Origin of the sequence: Burkholderia sp. D-99 (assembly GCF_011605345.1) — a bacterium.
Lineage (GTDB): Bacteria > Pseudomonadota > Gammaproteobacteria > Burkholderiales > Burkholderiaceae > Burkholderia.
The window spans coordinates 66414-87640 of record NZ_JAAOXM010000014.1; the positions used below are offsets into that span (position 1 = coordinate 66414).

General features: G+C 65.9%; 15 protein-coding genes and 1 pseudogene. 5 read left to right on the plus strand and 11 right to left on the minus strand.

The window, feature by feature from the left end; translation table 11 throughout:
• Positions 1–377 precede the first annotated feature (377 nt).
• From HAV18_RS33490 to HAV18_RS33500, 3 genes are all read left to right on the plus strand, one after another.
• Positions 378–962, plus strand: coding sequence for a GNAT family N-acetyltransferase (locus HAV18_RS33490; protein ID WP_208102222.1), 585 nt, complete (start codon positions 378–380; stop codon positions 960–962).
• 432 nt (positions 963–1394) lie between these two features.
• Complete coding sequence (locus tag HAV18_RS33495) at positions 1395–1619, plus strand: LysR family transcriptional regulator (protein WP_166964514.1); 225 nt, start codon at positions 1395–1397, stop codon at positions 1617–1619.
• 168 nt (positions 1620–1787) lie between these two features.
• Positions 1788–3245 (plus strand): hypothetical protein, encoded by a 1458-nt coding sequence (locus tag HAV18_RS33500; protein WP_166964516.1) that lies wholly within the window; start codon positions 1788–1790, stop codon positions 3243–3245.
• Between the two features lie 69 nt (positions 3246–3314).
• On the opposite strand, the pseudogene HAV18_RS33505 reads toward HAV18_RS33500, so the two are convergent.
• Positions 3315–3482: pseudogene (locus HAV18_RS33505) on the minus strand (helix-turn-helix domain-containing protein); the annotation flags it as partial.
• Positions 3483–3727: 245 nt separating this feature from the next.
• On the opposite strand from HAV18_RS33505, the gene HAV18_RS40325 reads away from it, so the two are divergent.
• Together HAV18_RS40325 and HAV18_RS33510 are read left to right on the plus strand one after the other, a co-directional pair.
• A complete protein-coding gene (locus tag HAV18_RS40325; RefSeq protein ID WP_347814795.1) occupies positions 3728–4045 on the plus strand; it encodes a terminase large subunit domain-containing protein in 318 nt (105 codons plus the stop codon).
• Positions 4046–4191: 146 nt separating this feature from the next.
• On the plus strand, positions 4192–4515 hold the full coding sequence (locus tag HAV18_RS33510; RefSeq protein WP_166964518.1) for a hypothetical protein: 324 nt from the start codon (positions 4192–4194) through the stop codon (positions 4513–4515).
• A 220-nt stretch (positions 4516–4735) separates the two neighbouring features.
• Here HAV18_RS33510 and HAV18_RS33515 read toward each other — a convergent pair whose 3' ends face one another.
• The 10 genes from HAV18_RS33515 to HAV18_RS33560 all read right to left on the minus strand — a co-directional run bounded on the left by HAV18_RS33515 (position 4736) and on the right by HAV18_RS33560 (position 21148).
• Entirely contained in the window at positions 4736–5389 is a 654-nt protein-coding gene (locus HAV18_RS33515; RefSeq protein WP_166964716.1) for a glutathione S-transferase family protein, read from the minus strand.
• A gap of 111 nt (positions 5390–5500) precedes the next feature.
• Positions 5501–8662, minus strand: a complete 3162-nt coding sequence (locus HAV18_RS33520) for a multidrug efflux RND transporter permease subunit (RefSeq protein ID WP_166964520.1) — start codon at positions 8660–8662, stop codon at positions 5501–5503.
• Between the two features lie 21 nt (positions 8663–8683).
• Complete coding sequence (locus tag HAV18_RS33525; protein ID WP_166964522.1) at positions 8684–10045, minus strand: TldD/PmbA family protein; 1362 nt, start codon at positions 10043–10045, stop codon at positions 8684–8686.
• Positions 10045–11496, minus strand: coding sequence for a TldD/PmbA family protein (locus HAV18_RS33530; RefSeq protein ID WP_166964524.1), 1452 nt, complete (start codon positions 11494–11496; stop codon positions 10045–10047). Before HAV18_RS33530 ends, HAV18_RS33525 begins: the two co-directional genes overlap by 1 nt.
• The gene (locus tag HAV18_RS33535) at positions 11489–13132 is read right to left on the minus strand and encodes an ABC transporter ATP-binding protein (RefSeq protein WP_166964526.1); all 1644 of its coding nucleotides are present in this window, start codon (positions 13130–13132) and stop codon (positions 11489–11491) included. Before HAV18_RS33535 ends, HAV18_RS33530 begins: the two co-directional genes overlap by 8 nt.
• Entirely contained in the window at positions 13132–14244 is a 1113-nt protein-coding gene (locus tag HAV18_RS33540) for an ABC transporter permease (RefSeq protein ID WP_166964528.1), read from the minus strand. Before HAV18_RS33540 ends, HAV18_RS33535 begins: the two co-directional genes overlap by 1 nt.
• On the minus strand, positions 14198–15250 hold the full coding sequence (locus HAV18_RS33545; RefSeq protein ID WP_166964529.1) for a microcin C ABC transporter permease YejB: 1053 nt from the start codon (positions 15248–15250) through the stop codon (positions 14198–14200). The genes HAV18_RS33540 and HAV18_RS33545 overlap by 47 nt, the downstream gene beginning before the upstream one ends.
• A gap of 13 nt (positions 15251–15263) precedes the next feature.
• Complete coding sequence (locus HAV18_RS33550) at positions 15264–17117, minus strand: extracellular solute-binding protein (protein ID WP_166964719.1); 1854 nt, start codon at positions 17115–17117, stop codon at positions 15264–15266.
• A 308-nt stretch (positions 17118–17425) separates the two neighbouring features.
• Positions 17426–20224: a TonB-dependent receptor gene (locus tag HAV18_RS33555; protein ID WP_166964531.1), complete on the minus strand. Its 2799-nt coding sequence runs from the start codon at positions 20222–20224 to the stop codon at positions 17426–17428.
• A gap of 348 nt (positions 20225–20572) precedes the next feature.
• Positions 20573–21148, minus strand: a complete 576-nt coding sequence (locus tag HAV18_RS33560) for a helix-turn-helix domain-containing protein (protein WP_166964533.1) — start codon at positions 21146–21148, stop codon at positions 20573–20575.
• Positions 21149–21227 lie beyond the last annotated feature (79 nt).

Below are 21227 nucleotides of genomic sequence, written 5' to 3' on the forward strand. Positions count from 1 at the left end.
GGAGATCCGGGCGGCAGCGCCGTTGCGTTGCCGTTCGGGCTTGCTCCAATGTATGAGAGGTTCCGGGGCGAAGTAAGAGGCCGGCGATGAATGCGGCATTCCGGATCGGTCAATAATCGGCACACGTGGAGGCGGGTGCTGCAGGCGGCAGCGTGCAGGGGAGAAGGCCACGCATGACCGGTAGTCGTGCGCACGCGGCAAGCCGCGCTGCATTATTGATACGACTGGAAAACCGCTTTGATCCGGCACGACTGGGGTCGAGGCGGGCGCATCGCTACACTGGGTGCATGACGAAGCGCCGGCCAAAGGCGGTTTGCCTGCCGTGTCGAACGGAATCGGGACACGCCGGGCAGGGCGCACACCATGCGGAGGTCAGGATGGACACGATCGAGCTCGAACCGGCCGCATGCTGCAAGCCCCCGCCGGACATGCCGGCCCTCGGCATCCGGCGCACCTGGGAGGCGAGCGACGGCACACCGGTAAGCCTGCGTGCGATCGCGCGCAGCGATCTCAAGATGGAGCGCGAGTTGGTGGGCCGGCTGTCGAGCCAAAGCCGCTACATGCGCTTGATGTCGGCGCGCATGCCGACTGACGACGAGATGATCCGATGGACCCGCATCGACCGCCGGCGCGAAGGTGCGGTCATCGCAACCGTCCGGGCCGACTGGCGCGAACGGCTGATCGGCGTCGCGCGTTATGCGATGGTCGAGGGCGAAGCCGATGTCGTCGAGTGCGCGATCGTGATCGACGATGCGTGGCAGCGGCAAGGTCTTGGCCGTACGTTGTTGTCGAGCCTGGTCGACCTGGCGGAACGGTCCGGCATGAAGCGGATGGTCGGCACGACGCTGACCGAGAACGACGCGATGACCGGTCTCGCGCGCTCGCTCGGGTTCAGTCTGTCACGGGAGCCGGGGGCGGCGTTCGTGACGGAACTGTGGCTCGATCTGGGCGCTCGACGTTAGTCGCCCTGGGGATGGAATCCTGATGCTGGTCGGGAATTGAGCCGATCGGCAGGCCGAGTCGCGACACGCGTCCGGTCTCCAGGGACTCTCGTCACGATCGCGCTTCGGGAAGCGATACATGCTGCGTCGAAGCGCTGCTCGCGCCCAGGATTCCTTGAGAGACAAGGGAGGGCGCACAATGGCATCGCTCAATTCAGGCTCCGGATTGAATCTCGCGGTTTCAGGCACCGTCAGCCAGATCGCACGTGTGCCGCATGCGTCAGTTGCCGACAACAGGCCGGATGATAAGTGACCGTCGACGATCTAAAAAATGTATTAATTGGATGGATCCGTTCGACACCATTGATCGATGTTGCTACGCTGGCGCAATCGACTTGCACGCTCGCTCGAGCGTGACCGGGCAGCATCGTGAAGAAACCACGTCAGGCACCTATGGAACTGCGGCACCTTCGGTATTTTCTGGCCATCGCTGAACTGAACAACCTGTCGCGAGCCGCCGAAACGATGTGCGTCGCGCAATCCACGCTGTCACACGCGCTGCATCAGCTAGAAGAGGAGTTGGGCGCCGCGCTGTTCGACAGGGCAGGGCGAACCCGCTCGGCGAGCATGTTGTTGAGGCGCCTGCCCGCCAAGCCCGCGGATAGCTCGCGCGCTTGATTCGTGATCGAGTATCGGGAACGTCGGCGCAACGTCCGCGCCGACGTTCGTCAACACGACCCATTTGAATTCGACGCCAGGTTTCCAGATCGCGGCAGCGCAGCTCGCGCCGGCAATCGGGATCGATGCGTCGGGAGCACAGGTATGAAAAGGGTGTTTGGAGTCACGATGGCGTTCTTCGCATCGGTAGCGGTCGCTCAGACCTTTCCGGTGCATAACCTCTCTGTCAATGGCGTTGCAACGATCGCCACGCCGCTAGGTGTCGCGTCAGGCGGTACCGGTTCGAACACGGCAACCGGATCAGGCGCGGTTGTGTTGGCAACGTCGCCAACCGTATCCGGCAGCGCCAAGTCGCCGTTCACCGTCAACGGCTTGCAGTCGGTCAACGACAGCGGCCGCGCAAGCAGCGACAACACGCCTACGATCAATCTGAGCGTGAGCGAGGCGTTGAACTACACGGCGTCATACGCCACTCACTACGGGCTGATCCTCAACGCGCACGAACTGAAGGGCGCAACGGGCGACCGCATTGGCATCGGCGCTGTCCAGAAGTGTGATGCGACGCTCGCCGGCAAGTCGTGCGTCGGCGCATCGGGGCTGTCGGTGGCGGGCGGTACGTCGCTCGGGAATTACACCGGCATGAATCCGAAGGCGCTGATCCCGGCCGGGCTGACTGGTCCGGCGGGCGCGGCGGTCGGCATGGAAAGCGATATCGAAACGCACAGTCCCGTGTCGATTCGAAACGGACTGCGCATCGCCGACGAGAACCTCGCGGGCGGTACGATCACGCACGGAACCATCGAAGACGCGGCTATCGCGATCGTCACTGATGCATCGGCCGGCACGCCCGGATTCAAGACGGGCATTCAGTTTGGCGAAGCGACGCAGGGCTATCCGCAGTACTGGCCGATCCTCGCGGGTGGCACACTGATCGAGGCGAACAACCCGAACGTGCCGTTGAAGCACGGTCTGGATTTTTCCGGCGCGACCGGAGGTTTTACCGGTAACGCAATCGTGCTGCCGGCTGTCACGTCGGGCAACGATATCGCGTGGGGTGGCGGCGGCCACGAGGGCGGCTCGATTGGCAGCGTCGCGGCTAAATCGGGCGGCCATATCAGCTTCACCGATGCAGGAATCAGCTTGAATGACGCGGGCGGTCGTGTCGTGATGAACGTCGGCGGGTCGACTGGCGCGGACGTAACAAACCGGGGATACGAGACGCAGTACTCACTCACGGGTTTCGTCTACTGCAACGGCTCGGCGGGGAGATGCACTGCGTCGAAGAGCGTCAACACGCCGACCATCACGCACACACAGCAGGAGTTCGACAAGTCGTATGTGGTTGCGAGCCCGAACAACGGTGAGACGCTGCATTTTACGGCCGGCGTCGAAACGCTGATCGTCGATCCGGCCAGCGCACGTACGTCGCTCACGATCACGATGCCGGCGTGCAATGCGGGTAACGATGGCCTGATTGCGCGCTTCTCGACGACGCACAACATCACAGGCCTCACGGTGAATGCGACGAACGGTTCCGTCGCCAACGCGCCTGCGTCGATGAACGCAGGAAGCGGTAAGGGCTATCTGTGCGCGGGCGCTCGGACGACCTGGTACCCCCTGTATTGATGAGCGACAGCACTGGCCGAGCGGTGTTGGTACTCGCAACCGGTGCGACTGCAATCCCGGCTACGCCGCTGGCCCGTGCTCTCGATACCGGATGTCCAATCGCTCCACCTGGCGCACGCTCAGGCCCAGCCGTTCCGCCGCACGCCCAGGCTTCAAACCCGTGTCCACTACAGCCTGGATTACCTTGAGTCGATCAAGCTCTCGCATCGTCAGTGTCACCAATCCGGCTGGCTGCATGGTCGGCTCCCGTGCTTGCTCAACGAGCCGTCCAGCATGCCAGCAGTCAAAAACACGACATCTGTAAATAGCTAGAACACGACATTTCTAAAAAGCTACTACAACACAAATTATCGATAATGATGATTATGTCAACTCACAGAAACTGATGAAATTCAGCGTCGTGACGACCGCGGCTTGCCGCCGGCCGTGCGTCGCGAGGCTTCCACTGCCTGCGTCAAATCCGTGAAGCGCTTGTCGTCGGCATCACCCCTGTTCCTGACAATGCCGAGCAGCTCGGCGACACGGCCGAAGATAGACAGTGCCGGCGTCTCGAAAAAAGCGCCGACGATTTCGCGCAGCTCTATCTCTGCCAGTTCATCGACGACAGCACATCGATATTCAAGTTCGCTGATATCCAGCGATGCATGATCGACTCATGGGAAGAATGGGACGACGTTGAATTCCTGATCCAGCGACCGTTCGGCCATCACGGCGGCCTTATCCATTCCCAGACGATTACGGTGCCCGTCTCCTGTCTGCCCACCACGAGCCTGATGCGTACGACGTGTAATCACGCGTAATGGAAAAATCGATTTTTATTTTGTACTTTGAACTCGCAGCACGCCACACACGACGACGCCAACGAACACCCGATCGCCGAAATCTTAACTTGCCCGCCCAATGTGTCGCGGACTTTATTGACTATTGAGCTTAACTGGAGAAAGTCATGAGCGAGTCGCAGAAAGAAGTGAATGTTCCTCATCAAAAAACGGCTGTCACCTACTGGTCCAATATGATTGTGTCGGCTATTGCAGTGGCATCGCCTGAATATCCCTACAATCACAAGGTCACACTGTTAAATAACGATGGCTCAAAATTTGGCGACTTTTTGCTGGATAACAGCTTTGGCCAGGCAAACAATGTCCTTGCCGGCCTATTTGTTGCTCTTTCCGATGCCGCTTCAATTGGAGTGTATGGGGTCGTAGGGGAAACCCAGGGAGGTCTCCAACTCATTTTCGGGCTTTACCTGCCTGGCCCGAACACCCAATAGGGCGAATCGAGATCATTTGAAAATTTGAGAGCCGATTAGCCTTGGCGAGATCGGATTTTCAGAAGCGAAAAGGCTGCCGCGCGTTACCACGTCGGCGGCCTTTTCCACTCTCAGCCGGTCCCAGCCGGCCTGCGCCGTTTTCCACGGGCAGGCGCCCTTGCCTACTGTTCAAAAATATCAATTAAAAAGTAAATGTATCGAATGAAAAACTCGCCGGGCATCATCGCGAATCTTCCGCGTTCATCCACTCCGTCAGTCCTTCGCGCGCGTTCAATTCCAGAAATGCCGGCATCGCGCGAAGTTCCTGTATGTAGCGCGCCAGATTCGACCATGTCGTTGCCGGGCGCGGCATGTTGCGCGTCCAGCGCATCAGCATCAGCGCCAGGAAGTCGACCGTACTCAACCGATTGCCGATCAGGTACGAACGACCGTCGGACAGCAGATTGTCGAGATGCGCCATCGACGCCTCGACTTGCCCCTGCGAAAACGCCTTCACCATCTCAGCGCATCGCGGATCGCCATCCGTCTCCGCATAGAACCAGTTTCGCATCGCAGGCAGTACGGAATTGGCCAGATAGATCATCATCTCGAACCACTCGGGACGTTCGGGCGCGCCCGGATGCGGAGCCAGGGCCGGCTCCGGATGACGTTCGGCAAGCAGCATCAACAAGGCGGCCGATTCGGTCCGCGGTACGCCGTCGACGACCAGCGTCGGCACGCGGCCGGCCGGATTCAGCCGCAGGTACTCGGCCGTATGCTGCGCACCCGTATCGATATCGACGAGGCGCGTTTCGAACGGCACACCGAGTTCGATCAGCATCCAGTGGACGGCCATGCTTGCCGCGCCGGGCGAGTAATACAGAACGTAGGACATGGTTTGAATCAGTCTCCTTGAGTTGAGTTGTCTGCGAGTCGCCTGCGAGCCATCCGCACGACGATCGAATTTGATCAACGCAACGCACGAAAATCAGCTGCCGGAACGGCATCACTCCCCTACCGTCTCCGCCTGACGATCGTCGCGCGTCGTCACCGCTGCACGCCGGCCGCGTCGCCCGGCCGACGCCACGACACGAAACGCCACCGGCGCGAACACGAGCCCGAACACCGTCGCCGCCAGCACGCCTCCGAACGCGCCCGTGCCGATCGAGCGCCGGCTTTCCGCCCCGGCGCCCGTCGCCAGCACGAGCGGCACGACCCCGAGCAGGAACGCCATCGACGTCATCACGATCGGCCGGAATCGCGCAGCGGCCGCGTCGACCACCGCCTGCCGCAACGACACGCCGTGACCAGCCAGGTCGCGCGCGTACTGCACGATCAGGATCGCGTTCTTCGCCGCCAGCCCGACCACGGTGATCATCCCGACCTTGAAGTACACGTCGTTCGGCATGCCGCGCGCGAGCGCCGCCGCGATCGCGCCGATCATGCCGAGCGGCACGATCGTCAGCACGGACAGCGGGATCGTCCAGCTTTCGTACAGCGCGGCGAGCGCCATGAAGACCGCGAGCACGGACAACCCGACGAGCAGCGGCGTCTGCCGTGCGGCGACCTGCTCCTCGCGCGCCGCATCGACCCAGTCGAAGCCGATCCCGGCCGGCAGCGCACCGGCAAGCCGCTCCATCTCCGCCATCGCCGCGCCCGAACTCGTACCGGTCGCCGCCCGCCCGCTGATGTCGAGCGACGGATAGCCGTTGTACCGGTTCAGCATCACCGGGCCGATCGTCCAGTGCGGCGCGGCAATGGCCGAGAGCGGAACCATGTCGCCGGTGCGGTTCGGCACGGTCAGCGCCATCAGCTGCGCATCGGTCGCGCGTGCGACCGGATCGGCCTCGATGATCACCCGCCGCATCCGGCCCGACGCCGGAAAGTCGTTGATGTAGTTCGAGCCGAACGTGCCGCCCAGGAGCCCCGCGATCCGCTCGAACGGCACGCCGAGCGCATACGCCTTCGCGCGATCGACATCGAGCTCGATACGCGGCGCGTCCGGCAGGTCTTCGAAATGCACGGCAGAGAGCTGCGGATCCGCCTTCGCACGTTCGGCAAGCTGCTCGCGAGCCGCCTTCAGCGCGTCGAGCCCGACCCCGCCGCGATCCTCGAGCCGGAACGTGAATCCGTCGGAATGCCCGATGCCCCGCACCGAAGGCGGTAGCGCCGCCTCGACGTCGCCATCGAGGATCGCGCCGAAACGCCCGTTGAGCCGGTCGCGCAACGCCATCGCGTCGACGTCGCGCTGCGCCCAGTCCTTCAGTTCCACGAACGCCATCCCGACGTTCTGCCCGCTGCCCGCGAAACTCCAGCCGATCACGCTCGTCACGTTCGCAATCGCCGGCTCCGCGTGCAGGATCGCCTCCACCCGCTCGACGACCGCGAGCGTGCGCGCCTGCGTGGCGCCTGCCGGCAACTGGATCATCACCTGCAGTTGCCCCTGGTCCTCGGTGGGCAGGAAGCCGCCGGGCATCATCCAGTACAGCAGCCCGCATGCGATCACGAGCCCCGCATAGACGGCCACGGCCATGCCCGTGCGCCGCACGGCGAACACGGCAACGCGGCGATAGCCGGATTCGGCGCGCGCGAAAGCCGCACCGAACCGGTCGGCCAGGCGCGCGCCGATGCCGCGTCGCGTCGCACGCGCGGCTCCGCCGTCGTGTCGCGCGACGGGCTTCAGCAGGTTCGCGCACAGCGCGGGCGTGAGCGACAGCGCCATGAACGACGACACCAGCATCGACGCGATCATCGACACCGCGAACTGCCGGTAGATGCCGCCGACACTGCCCGGGAAAAACGCCATCGGCACGAACACGGCGGTCAGCACCGCGGTCACGCCGACGATCGCCCCGCCGATCCGCTTCATGGCCCGGCGCGTGGCGTCGCGCGGCGACACGCCCTCCTCCATCACGCGATGCACGCTCTCGACGACGACGATCGCATCGTCGACGAGGATGCCGATCGCCAGCACGAGGCCGAACATCGTGAACACGTTGATCGACAGCCCGAACGCCCACATCGCGACGAATGCGCCCATCAGCGTGACCGGGATCACGACAGTCGGCACCAGCGTGTAGCGCAGGTCGCGCAGGAACAGCCACATCACGCAGAACACCAGCACGACAGCCTCGACGAGCGTCAGCACGACTTCGTGGATCGCGATCTTGACGAAATGCGCGCCGTCGAACGGAATCTCGACCGCGACGCCCGGCGGCAGCGTCCGCGACAGCTCGGCGAGCCGCGCGCGAATCGCATTCGACGTTTCGAGCGCATTGCCGCGCGGGCCGAGCTGGATGCCGACCGTCGCGGCCGGCCGGCCGTTCAGCCGCGAATAGAACGAATAGTCGTCGCGGCCGATCTCGACGCGCGCGACGTCGGCGACGCGCACCGCCGAACCGTCCTGCTTCGACTTCAGCACGATCCGGCCGAACTCCTCGGGCGACGTCAGCTGCCCCTTGACCACGACCGTCGCGGTGAGCTGCTGGCCATGCACGAACGGCGCGTCGCCGATCGCGCCGGCCGTGACCGTCGCATTCTGCGCGCTGATCGCCGCGATCACGTCGTCGGCACCGAGGTCGTATTCGCGCAACTTGACCGGATCGAGCCAGACCCGCAGCGCCTCGCCGGCATCCCACAGCTCGGCCGCACCGACACCCGGCGCGCGCTTCAACTCGCGCAGCACGTAGCGGTTCAGGTAATCGCCGAGCTGCGCGGAATCGCGCGTGCCGTCGGTCGACGTCAGCGTGACGAGCATCAGGAACGTGTTCGCTGCCTTGAACACGCCGATCCCCTGCTGGACGACCTGCTGCGGCAGCCGCGGCTCGACCTGCTTCAAGCGGTTGTTGACGTCGACGAGCGCGATGTCCGGATCGGTACCGGGCGAAAACGTCACGTCGATCTCGAGGTTGCCGTGACCGTCGCTGCTCGTCTCGTAGTACAGCAGCCCGTCGGCGCCGTCGAGGCTTTCCTCGATGATGCTGCCGACGTCGGCATCGACCGTCTCGGTCGACGCGCCCGGATAGGCCGCGGTGATCACGACCCGCGGCGGCGCCAGGCGCGGATACTGCGCGATCGGCAGTTGTGGAATGGCCAGCACGCCCGCGACGACGATCGCGAGCGCGACGATCCAGGCAAAGACGGGACGGTCGATGAAGAATGACGGCATCGGCGAGTGTCGGCGAACGCCCTACAGCGTGAGTTCGAACGCGCGCGCGAGCAGCCCCGGCAGTTGCGCGCCCCCGGTGGCGCGTTCGCCGTACGTGTCGTCGTTCGCGAGCAGCGTCGGCACCGCGCCGAGCTGCTCGAGCTCCGGCCCGAACAGCCGGTAGAAGCTGTCGTCGAACCGCATCGCGTCGACCGGCGCGACAATGCGCCCGCCTTCGACCCAGAACGTCGCGAAGCGCGTCATCCCCGTCATCCGGCAGGCGATCGGGTCCGAGAAGTTCAAGTACCAGAGGTTGCCGACGTAGAGCCCCGTGTCGAGCGCGGCCAGCACGTCGGCATCCGCGAGCGTGCCGCCCGCGATCGCCAGCGACTGCGGCGATTCGCCGTTGTCCGCGCCGTTCGGCGCGCGCCCGTGCTCGCGCGCGGTGCGTGCGCTCACGAGTTGCCCTTCCCCCCGCCCGCCGACGACGAGCGGCACGCTGTCGCGCCGGTAGCCGTCCGCATTGAACGCCGGCGCGAGGCCCAGCGACAGATCCTCGGTGATCGACACGCGCGGATCGAGCGCGACCTCGCCGGCGTACAGGCGATGCAGCGGGCTGCGCGCGCTCGCCAGCGCGCGCGCCGAAAAGCCGCTCCAGCCAAGCAGGCTCGTCATCTCGTGGACGGCGTCCGGCGCGAAATACGCACGGTAGCGCCCGGGCGCAAGCGCCTTCGGCGTGCGGCCGAGCACGGGCAGCCGCGCGGCGGCCGCCTCGACGCGGGCGGCGAACGCCGCATCGCGCCAGTCGTCCCCCGCATAGACGGTCTTGATCGCCCGTCCGCTCGGGTCGTACAGCGACCAGCTGAAGTTGAAGTTCTCGACCTCGTACCAGCCGCGACTGCCGGTCGACGACGCGAAGCCGCGCGCCAGCGTGCCGCCCGCGTAAAAGCCGACGAAGTCGAGCCCGCGCGCGCATTCGGTCACGATGCGCGCGAGCCCGTCCGCATCCGGCAGGCGCCCGGTGCGGCGCGTTTCCTGAACCCACGACGAGGTATCGAACAGCAGGTGCGGATCGTCCGGCGCATCGCGCAGGCCGTCGCGCAGCACGGCCAGCGCGGCCGCCAGTTCGGGCAGGTCCGCCGCCGGATCGCCGCAGACGGTCAGCGCCGAGTGCGCTTGCCGCGCCCCGTCGACGAGCCGCACGGACAGTCGCCCCTGCGTGACGCGGCCGGTCTGGCGGATCCTGCCGCCATTGAAGCGGATGAAGTCGGACGTTTCGCCGGAGAAGCCGAGCAGGACGGTTTCGGCCGGCGCCGTCAGCCGTTGTGCCTCGTCGGCGAGCCGGGTGAAATGCGCATGCCAGTCGATGCCGGCGCGGCGTGCCATCGGATCGAATCCTGTCATCACGCCCCTCCGAATACGTCGACGCCGGCGAACACGCAGGCCGGCGCGGCGTGGCCGACACGGATGATCTGCGCGGGTTCGCCCTTCCCGCAGTAAGGCGTGCCGTAGATGCCGAACGTGCCCGCATCGCCCACCGCGCGCAGGCTGCGCCAGAACTGTGCGGAGATGCCGCGGTAGTTCGGGCGCTTGACGACCTGCGTGAGCCGGCCGTTCTCGATCAGTTGCCCGAATTCGCAACCGAACTGGAATTTGTTGCGGTGGTCGTCGATCGACCAGGACGTGTTGGTGCGCATCAGGATCCCGTGCTCGGTACCCGCGATCAGCGCATCGAGCGACTGGTCGCCGGGTTCGACATTCAGGTTAGCCATCCGGTCGATCGGCGCGCGGTTCCAGCTCGACGCGCGCGAGTTGGCCACACCCGGCAGGCCCGCACGCTGCTGTGACAGCGCCCCGCCGAGCAGCCGTTCGAGCACGCCGTTGCGAATCAGGTACTGCTTGCGCGCCGGCATGCCGTCGTCGTCGAACGAGTAGGACGCGGCTTCGGCGGCCGACTCGGGATCGAACGTGACGTTCAGCAGCGGCGAGCCGTACTGATAGTGCCCAACCATCTCCGGCTTGACGAAGCTCGATCCGGCGAAGTTGCGTTCGTCGCCGAGGATCCGGTCGAGTTCGAGCGGATGGCCGATCGACTCGTGGATCTGCAGCATCATCTGGTCCGGCATCAGCAGCAGGTCGCGCCGGCCGGTCGGGCAGTTCGGCGCGGCGAGCAGTTGCAGCGCCTCGTCGGCGACGCGCGCGCCGGCGCCGTCGAAGCCGTAGCGCGCCAGCACGTCGATGCCGCCCTGCGCCAGCGTGCCCGATTGACCGAGCGAGCGTGTCTGCGTGTCGCCGTCGGCGTGGGCGACCGCGTGCAGTTCGGGCATCAGGAAGCGGAACCGCTGGTCGATCCGGACGCCGTCGCTCGTCAGATAACACTGCTCCGTGTTGACGATCATCACGCTCGCCACACGCTCGACGATGCGCGCGCCGAGGTTCGCCGCCGCGCATTCGTGCGCGAGACGCTCGATCCATTCCGCGCGCGACGGCAGCGCCGCATCGACATCGGGCGACGCATGGGTGCCGCTCGCCTGCGGGCGCGCAGCCTGGCGATGATCGACCAGCGCCCACGGCGCGCTTGCCCGTGCCCGCGCGGTCGCGATGTCGAGCGCCGCCTGCAGCCCGGCCGGGGACAGGTCGGGCGTCGCCGCATAGCCCGCGCCCGTGCCGGCCCAGGCCATCAGCATCGCGCCGCGCTCGCGCGTGCGCGAGAACGGCTGCGCGACGTCGTTACGCACCGCATGTTCGTCGATCGTCTCGTCGACGATGCGCAGCGACCAGAAATCGGCGTCACTGCGCAACCCCTGCGCCGCCTGTACGGCTCGGGCGCCCGGCGCCCGGTTCTCGTCAATCATCGGTTCTCTCTTGCCTCTCCTGCGCGGCGCGCTCCGGCGCCAGCAGGGACGACGCGAGCAGCGCCCGCGTGTAAGGATGGGATGGCGCGTGCAGCACGTCGAGCGTCTCGCCCTCCTCCACCACGCGCCCCGCCTTCATCACGACGACCCGGTGGGCCATCGCGCGCATCACCGCCAGATCGTGCGTGATGAACAGGTAGCTGAGTTTGTACTTCTTTTGCAGATTCGTCAGCAGATTCAATACCTGCTTCTGGATCGACACGTCGAGCGCGCTCGTCGGCTCGTCGAGCACCAGCAGTTCCGGCTCCACCGCCAGCGCCCGCGCGATCGCGATCCGCTGCCGCTGCCCGCCGGAAAACTCGTGCGGATAGCGCAGCATCGCCTCGGCCGGCAGGCCGACCTCCTGCAGCAGCGCGGCGATCCGCGCCCGCCGTGCGTCGCCGGCCACCTGCGGCCGGTGTACGCCCAGCCCCTCGCCGACGATCTGCTCGACCGTCATGCGCGGCGACAGCGAGCCGAACGGATCCTGGAACACCACCTGCATGCGCCCGTACAGCGTGCGCCGGCCCTGCGTCGTGCGCAGCGACGCCAGCGGCATGCCGTCGATCTCGATCCCGCCCGACGCCGGCCGCTGCAGGCCGAGCACCGCAGCCGCGAGCGTCGATTTCCCCGAGCCCGACTCGCCGACGATCCCGAGCGTTTCGCCGCGCTTCAGGCTCAACTGCACGTCATGCACGGCGCGGAACGTCGTCTTGCCCAGCACCGAGCGCCAGCCCTTTGCCGTCATGCGGTAGTCGACGGCGAGGTGCCGCACGTCGAGGATCGTCTGCGCGCCAGCGGCGACCGGCTCGAGCGCCCGTTGCGGCGCACTGTCGAGCAGCCGGCGCGTATACGGATGCTGCGGTGCCGCGAACAGTGCGGCGGTCGTGTTGGTCTCCACCAGCACGCCCTTCTCCATCACGGCCACGCGCTGCGCGAAGCGCCGCACGAGGTTCAGGTCGTGCGTGATCAGCAGCACGGCCATCCCGCGCGCGGCGGCCTCCCGCTCCTGCAAGTCGATCAGCAGGTCGACGATCTGCTGGCGCACCGTCACGTCGAGCGCCGTCGTCGGCTCGTCGGCGAGCAGCAGCCGCGGCCGGCACGCCAGCGCCATCGCGATCATCGCGCGTTGCCGCTGCCCGCCCGACAGCTGATGCGGGAAACTGTCGATGCGCCGCTCCGGCTCGGGAATCCCGGTGCGCCGCAGCAGCGCGATCCCGCGCTCGCGCGCGTCGCCCGGGCGCAGCCCCTCGTGCAGCCGCAGGCTCTCGGCGATCTGCTTGCCGATCGTATACAGCGGATTGAGCGCCGTCATCGGCTCCTGGAACACCATTGCGATATCGGCACCGCGGATCCCGCGCATCTGCTGCTCGGTCTTCGCGAGCAGATCCTCGCCGTCGAACAGCATCCGCCCCGACAGCGTCGCCTGCTGTGCGAGCCGCAGGATCGACAGCGCGGTCACGCTCTTGCCCGACCCCGACTCGCCGACGAGCGCCACGCGCTCGCCGCGGCCGATCGACAGGCTCAGGTCCTGGACGGCCGCGTTCGCGCCGAAATGCGCGGAAAACCCGTCGATCTGCAGCAACGGTCTCGTCATCATCGCCCTCCGCCGAATGCCGAACCGCGCGTGCGCGTGTCGAGCGCGTTGCGCAGCGCATCGCCCATGAAGGTGAGCAACAGCAGCGTCACCACCAGCGCCGCGAACGCCGCGATCGAGATCCACCACGCATCGAGATTGTTCTTGCCCTCCTGCAGCAGCTCGCCGAGGCTCGGCGTCGGCGGCGGCACGCCGAGGCCCAGGAAATCGAGGCTCGTCAGCGACAGGATCGCCGCGCTCATTCGGAACGGCAGGAACGTGATCACCGGCGTGAGGCTGTTCGGCAGCACGTGGCGCCACATGATCTGCGCGTTCGTCAGCCCCATCGTGCGCGCCGCTTTCACGTAATCGAGCGCGCGGTTGCGAAGGAATTCGGCGCGTACGTAGTCGGACAGCACGAGCCAGCCGAACATCGACAGCAGGATGAACAGCAGCCACAGCGACGGTGTGAAGATCGACGCGAAGATGATCAGCAGGTACAGGTCCGGCAGCGCGCTCCAGATCTCGATCAGGCGCTGCCCGACCAGGTCGGTACGGCCGCCGTAGAAGCCTTGCAGCGCGCCGGTCAGCACGCCGACCAGCACGCCCGATACCGTCAGCGCGAACGCCATCAGCACCGACAGCCGGAATCCGTACAGCAGCCGCGCCAGCACGTCGCGCCCGAACTGGTCAGTGCCGAGCCAGTTGCTGGCCGACGGCGGCGCCGGATACGGCCGCGACGCGAAATAGTCGATCGTGTCGTAGCGATAGCGGATCGGCGGATAAATCGCGAAATTGCCGTGCGACTCGAGTTTCGTGCGGATGTACGGGTCGAGATAGTTCGTCATCGCGGGAAAGTCGCCGCCGAACGCGGTCTCCGGATAGTCCTTCACGATCGGGAAGTAATAGTGGCCGTCGTAACGCACGATCAGCGGCCGGTCGTTCGACAGGAGGTTCGCGCCCAGGCTGAGCACGAACAGCACCATGAAGATCACGAGGCTCCCGTAGCCGAGCGGCTGCGCGCGGAAGCGCAACCACGTGCGCCGCCACGGTGACGGCGACGCGGCGCACGCGGCGCATGCCTGGTCAGTGGTCCAGGCGGTTGAACTGGATACGGGGGTCGACGAGGACATAGCAGATATCCGCGATGAGTTTGGTCAGCAGGCCGATCAGCGTGAACAGGAACAGTGAGCCGAGCACGACCGGATAGTCGCGGCGGATCACCGAGTCGTACGACAGTTGCCCCATGCCGTCGAGCGAGAACAGCGTCTCGATCAGCAGGTTGCCGTTCAGGAACGCGCCGACGAACGCGGCCGGCAGCCCGGTGAGCAGCGGGATGGCCGCGTTGCGCAGCACGTGCTTCCACAGCACGTCGCGCTCCGGCGCGCCCTTCGCGCGTGCGGTCAGCACGTATTGACGGCCGATTTCCTCGAGGAACGTATTCTTGGTCAGGATCGTGACGATCGCGAAGTTGCCGACGACCGACGCCGTCACCGGCATCACGATGTGCCACAGATAATCGAGCGCCTTGGCCATCAGCGTCAGGTCGTCGAAGTTGTCGGACGTGAGCCCGCGCATCGGGAACACCTGCCAGAACGTGCCGCCGCCGAACAGCATCAGCAGCAGCACGCCGAGCACGAAGCCCGGCACCGCGTAGCCGGCCAGCACCAGCACGCTCGTCACGGTGTCGAACCGCGACCCGTTGCGCACCGCCTTCGCGATGCCGAGCGGCACCGACACCAGGTACGTGAGGATCACCGTCCACATCCCGAGCGTGATCGACACCGGCAGCTTCGAGCGAATGACCGCCCACACGCTGCGGTGCGCGAAATAGGACTGGCCGAGATCGAACGTCGCATAGCTCTTCAGCATCAGCACGTAGCGTTCGAGCGGTGGCTTGTCGAAGCCGAACTGTTTGCGGATCTGCTCGATCTGCTGCGGGTCGACGCCCTGGCTACCGTGGTAGCCGCCGCCTGCGCCCCCCGCCTCCCCGCCCCGCGCATTGCCGTGGCGCAACTGCGCGAGCACCTGTTCGACCGGGCCGCCCGGCACGAACTGCGTGACCGCGAACGTGATCGTCACCACCCCGATCAGCGTCGGGATCATCAGCAGCAATCGCCTGAGTATGTATGCCAGCATCGTCGTTCCCCCGTCAGGCCGCCGGCGCGGGTTTCGCCGCCGGCTGCTTCACGTACCAGTAGTCGATGATCCAGTCCTCGTATTGATAGGAGTCCGGCACGATCGCCGGATGGCCGAGCGCCGCCTTGTACGCGATCCGCGCATTCGGCAGGTAGTACTGCGGAATCAGCGCGTACAGGTTGATCAGCACGCGGTCGAGCGCATGCGTGGCCGTCTCGAGATCGTCGAGCGTGTCGGCCGCGAGCGCCGCGCGGATCAGCGCATCGACGGCCTGCGACTTCACGCCCGGATAGTTCTCGGAGCCCGGCTGGGACGCGGCCGCGCTGCCGAAGCGGCGCGTCAGCTCCGCCCCCGGGATCGTCACCGGCAGGTAGATGTACGTCGTCATGTCGTACTCGAAGTTGTCGAGGCGCTTCAGGTAGACCGCGCTGTCGATCTCCCGCAGGTACGCGTGGATGCCGAGCATCGCGAGCGCCTGCGTGTACGGAAGGATCAGGCGGTCCATGCCGGGCTGGTCGTCGATGATCTCGATCGTCATCGCCGTGCCGTTCGCGTCGCGCAGCGCGCCGTCGCGGTAATGCCAGCCGGCCTGCGCGAGCAGGTCGCGCGCTTGCTTCAGATTCGCGCGCAGCGAATCGGGCGGCAGCGTCGACGGCTGCTGGACCATCGGGCCGAACACTTCCGGGGGCAGCGTCGAGCGGAACGGTTCGAGCAGCGCAAGCTCCTTCTCGCTCGGCGTGCCGGTTGCCGCGAACGGGCTCGCCTCCCAGAAGCTGTTGGTCCGGCGGTATTGCCCGTAAAACATCATCCGGCTCATCCAGTCGAAGTCGAACGCCAGCGCGAGCGCATGCCGCACCCGCACGTCCTGGAACATCGGCTTGCGCATGTTCATCAGGAAGCCCTGCATCTGCGCGGGGCCGTCGGGAAACTCGCCGCGCTTGAGCATGCCGTTGCGGAAATTCTTGCCGACGTACTTGCGCGCCCACTGCGTCGCGCTGTATTCCATGCGCGCGTCGATATCGCCGGCCTTGAATGCCTCGAGCGCCGTGTACTGATCCAGGTACAGCTTGAACGACACGTGCGCGAAGCGGAACATGCCGCGCCGTGACGGCAGGTTCGCCGCCCAGTAGTGCGGGTCGCGCACGTAGCTGATCTGCTTGTCGTTCTTGCGCTGGTCGATCAGGTACGCGCCGCTCGCGATCGGCGGCACGTTCGCGATCTGGTCGAACGGCGGTCGCGTGCCGTCCGCACGCTGCCCCCATTTCGGCGAGAACACCGGCAGGTCGCCCGCGATCAGCGCGGCGTCGCGCTCCGCGTGCTTGAACTCGAAGCACACCGTGTGGCCGTCGACGACCACCGCGCGCTTGATGATCGAGAACTGCGCGTTGTACAGCGGCGAGGCCTGCGGGCTCGTCAGCGTGTCGAACGAATATTTGACGTCGGCCGCGGTGATCGGGTCGCCGTTCGAGAAGCGTGCGGCCGGATTGAGGTGGAACGTCGCCGACAGCCCGTCGGGCGCGACGTCGACGTCGTCGGCGATCAGCGCGTATTCGGATGCGAGCTCGTCCCAGCTGCGCTGCATCAGCGTGTCGAACATCAGGTTCTTGATGTCCGGTGCGGGCGAGCCGCGCACGAGGAACGGGTTCAGCGAGTCGTAGCTTTGCGTTTCGTCGTAGTTCTCGAAATTGAGCGTGCCGCTGTCCGGCGCATCCGCATTCGCGTAGTCGAAATGCGTGAAGCCCGGTGGATATTTCGGATGATCGTATTGCGAGATCGCCGGCACGGCGAGCGCGGCCTGCGGCATGACGCCGCCCGACACGAGCCACGCGGCGCACGCGAGCAGCGCGGCGCGCGTGGCGGCGCGCATCCGCGCGTGCGTGCGCTTCAGGTGCGAGTGGCGCGGCACGCGTGCCCGTCGCCCATTCAACAGTCTCATGGTCAGTCTGTCCGGAAACGTGCGGGCGCGATGCCTGCGCACGGTCGATGCCTGTGCCGGACGCCGCATGCCGGCCGCGTCCCGCGAATGGTTCGTGCTGTACTCGATCGGATCAACTGCGCCGCCGCGCGTCCCGGTTGCGGGCCGTCGTGGCGCCAGGCGAAAAAAGGCCGCTCCCAAAGGGGGGTAGTGGACGTGGAGCGGCCGGTCTAAAGCCTGTCAGTGCATCGCGATCGCCATCAGAACTTGTACGTCGCGCCGATCTGCGCAAACCGGCCGATGTACGAATACACCGACGTGTCGTACCCGCTCTGGTCCAGCGTGCCGTTCGCGAATTCCGGGTCGTACGGCGGCGTGCGGTTGAAGAGGTTGTTGATGCCGCCGTAGATCGTCCAGTTCTTGAAGCCCGTGTACGTCATCATCAGGTTGAACTGGCTGTACGACCCGACCTTCGACGGGGCGGGTGCGGGCATCAGGTTCTGCGCGTACGGGCCCGTGAATTCCCACGTCAGCGCCGCGTCGAACTTCCGGTAGTTCCAGTCCAGCGTCGTGTTGCCGCGCCAGCGCGGGAAGCTGCCGCCGAACGGCTGCGTGATCGTGTAGTTGTTGCCCGCGCCGTTCACCGGTGTGCCACCCGGGAAGCCGATCTTGTAGCTGTTGATGTACGCCCAGTCACCCGACAGCGTGACCGTGCCCCAGCCCTTGAGCGGCAGCCCCTGGCGGAACGTGCCTTCGAAGCCGTTCGTGTCGAGGTAGCCGAGGTTCTGGTACGGGATCACCTTGTACAGCAGCTGGCCCGTCGTCGGATCGGTCACGACCTGCGACGGCGCACCCTGGCCGATCACGTTGTCGATGCGGATCTTGTACCAGTCGAAGCCGAGATCCGTGTAGCGGCTCGGCGACACCTGGAAGCCGATGTTGAAGTTGCGCGTGCGTTCCGGCGCGAGGTTCGGGTTGCCGACGGTGATCGACGTATAGTTCTGGCCGGTGGCCGGGTCGATCTGGATGCCGAGCGTCTGCGACTTGCTGTCCTCGACGAAGGTCGGTGCGCGGAACCCGCGGTTGTACGACGTATACAGCGTGAGGGCCTTGATCGGCTGGTAGCGCAACGCGAAGCGCGGCGAGAAGGCACCGCCCACGTCCGTGTAGTGGTCGTAGCGGCCGGCCTGGCTGAACGTCAGGTTCTCGAGGATCGGCACGTTGATCTGGTAATACACGGCCGCGACGTTGCGCTGGCCGTTCACCGTCTCGAGGTCCGGCGTGATGACCGCCCCGCTCAGGTATTCGGAGCCCGGCGTCAGCACTTCGCTCTGGTGCGTGAACTGCGCGCCGAAGCCGATACCGACGTCGCCGGCCGGCAGATGGAACAGGTTAGGCGTCGACAGCGTCGCGTCGATCGTGTCGAGCTTCGAGATGCCGAAGTTGTTCGCTTCCTGGTACAGCCCGTTGAACGCGTTCGGCGTCGCCGCGGGGTTCGCGAAGTTCAGCGTGCCGTTCTGGTAGATGTTGTTCAGCGCATTGACGTTCAGCTGGTTCGTGAACACGTTCGACACCGTGCTCTGCGAATGGCTGACCGACGTCGCCCAGTCCCAGTCGCCGTACGGCAGCGTGAACGACCCCTTGATGCCGGCGGCCGCACGCCAGTAGTTCGCCCAGGTCTTCTGCGCGACCGTGTTCGGGAACGCGTAGGTGAGCGGCGTGGCCGCGCCTGTCGTGTTGTACGGGTTGCTGACCGGTACCGTGAAGTTGAACGGCGACAGCAGCTTCGTCTGCGGATTCCAGACGAGCGCCGGGTTCTGCGAGTTGCCGATCACGTTGTTCCACAAGCCGTCGTTGGTCGTGGTCGTGTTGTAGCTCTCGAGGAAATCCGCGAATGCGGTCGTCTTGTCATCGATCTTGAAGTCCGCATGGAGCTTTGCGTTCAGGCGCTCGGTCATCGGCAGGATCGACGTGCTTTCAGCGGTGTTGTACCCGCAGACCGTGCCCTGCGACCCGGCCGACAGCGAATTCGACACGGCCGGATGCACCGAGCCGCCGAACGGGCAGCCGCCGCTCAGCGCCTGCGCGACACCGCCGGGCATGTTCCAGTACGACGGCGCGAGCAGCGAGAAGCCGCCCGGCTTGCCCGTGAAGTCCTGGTTGCGCGTCGAATCGCGGTCGGCCAGCGTGAAGCCGTTCGACTTGTAGTAGCTCATCGCGGCCGTCACGTTGAAGCGGTCGGCGTTCAGGTCGCCGAAGCCGCCGAGCACGCCGAACTTCACCGTGCCGTCGCCGTTACCGGCGTTGATCGCGCTGCCGAGGCTGCCGTCGAGCTGCAGGCCACGGAAATCGTGTTTTGTGATGATGTTGACGACACCGCCGATCGCGTCCGAACCGTACTGCGACACGGCGCCCGTCTTCACGATTTCGATCCGCTCGATGTCGTTGAGCGGGATCGTGTTGAGGTCGAAGAACGAGTCGACGCTGTTCGAAAAGAATGCATACGGTGCGACGCGCTGGCCGTCGACCATCACGAGCGTGTACTTCTCGGACAGGCCGCGCAGCGCGATGCCGGCCGCGCCGGCCGCGAAGTTGCCCGATTGCCCTTCGCCCCAGCTGTTCGCCGAGTTGGCCGCCGCGTCACGCAGGAAGTCGGTGACGGTCACCGCGCCGCTGGCCTGGATTTCCTTCGGCGTGATCGTCTGCACCTGCTGGAAACCGGTCTTGTCGGCCTGCCGGATCAGCGAACCCGTCACTTCGAAGCGCTTGATCTGTGCGACCTTGCCCTGCCCGTTCGCACCGGGTACAGCGGGCGTGGCCTCGGTTGCCGCGCCCGCTGGCGCATCGGGCGCCGCGGCGCCCGTGGCAGCGGCGGCGCCCGGCGTGCCACCCGCCTGTGCAACGGTCACGGGCGCGCCGTTCGCGACCGCATCGGCGACCGCGACGGCGCCCGGCGCCGGCTGGCTCTGGGCAAACGCCGGCGGCGCCAGGACTGCCGTCAGCGCCAGTTCCGCCCAGACTATCCTCTTGATGGCCAACGCCAAAACTCTCTGCTTCATCTTGTTCCCTCTCGCTCGTAGTAAGACCCCACCTGCTGTGCGCCGGAACCTTGTGAATTCCTTGCGCGTCCTGGGTGCCCGTGTGCCGGAACCCGCGATTGCCATGCTTTCGACTGCCACGACTCGAACGGATCGGCTTCGGGGCACCAGCACCTTTCAGCATCACCGTCGTTTTCTATTTTGATTCGTCATGCTAACCACCTACATTGAGCGCCTTGCCTGCTTCCTGCCGATTCGACGGACAGCCGCGATGCACACGGCGAGCCTCTGCACGCGCCGTACTGCGCACCCTCCGCTACCGATCGGGTACTTCTCCTTCGTGGCGGCCTGCCGCGCCGGCCGCCTTTGCTAGAACAGCCTGGGCGTGCCGACCCAGACGATCACCGCCTCTTCGTCGGCCGTGTTGCGCCACGCATGCGGCATCGTCGATTCGTAATGCGCGGTGTCGCCCTCGTTCAGCGTGAACGTGCAATCCTCGAGCGTCAGCGCCACCTGCCCGCGCAACACGTAGACGAACTCCTCGCCCGCATGCGTCGTCACCTCGGACGACAACTGCCCCGCCGGCATCCTGACGAGAATCGCGTCGAGCTTGCGGCCGTCCACCAGATTCGTCAGCCGGGCGAACCGGCTGGCCGAGTTCGTGAACTGGAAATACTGCAGCGCATCGCCGCGGCATACCGAGCGCGCTTCCGTCGGCGTGTCGATGAAGTACTGCATCGTCACGCCCAGCGCCTTCGCGATCCGGACCAGCGACGTGATCGACGGCGTCGCCCGCCCGCGCTCGACCTGCGACAGGAACGGCTTCGAAATGCCGGCGATCGTGGACGTTTCGTCGAGCGTGAGTTTCAGGCGCTGGCGCAGCGCCCGGATCTTGTTGCCTAGCGACACGGCGACGAGCACCGACTCATCAGGGGGCAAAGCCATGGAAAGACGGACCCTCGCAGTCGAATTCGGTTTGATGTCGTCAAGCGTCGACCGATGCCGTGACGCGACCGGCCCGGCG